The sequence below is a fragment of the Vibrio sp. HI00D65 genome (assembly GCF_001635455.1).
GTDB lineage: Bacteria > Pseudomonadota > Gammaproteobacteria > Enterobacterales > Vibrionaceae > Vibrio.
Genome location: NZ_LWEH01000455.1, coordinates 1 through 267 on the forward strand (window position 1 = coordinate 1; position 267 = coordinate 267).

1 protein-coding gene is annotated in these 267 nt (G+C 47.6%); it reads right to left on the bottom strand.

The features are described from left to right. Positions 1 to 267, bottom strand: a 267-nt coding sequence (locus tag A3712_RS21855) for a flagellin N-terminal helical domain-containing protein (RefSeq protein ID WP_443083612.1), incomplete at both ends; no start/stop codon positions are given.

Sequence of the window (267 nt, forward strand, 5' to 3'; positions counted from 1 at the left end):
TCTTTCAGGTTCAGCATTACCGCTTCGCCGTTATCCGCACCGATTTGGAATGATTGTGTACCGTAAGTACCGTTAAGCAGCTTGTTACCACCAAAAGACGTCGTTTCCGCAATGCGGTTTAGCTCGTCGTTCAGAGCCGTTACTTCTTCTTGAATCGCTACACGCTCAGCTTTTGAGTTTGAGCCGTTTGAAGATTGTAGAGACAAATCACGCATACGTTGCAGGATGTTAGTCGTCTCGTTCATTGCGCCTTCAGCGGTTTGTGCA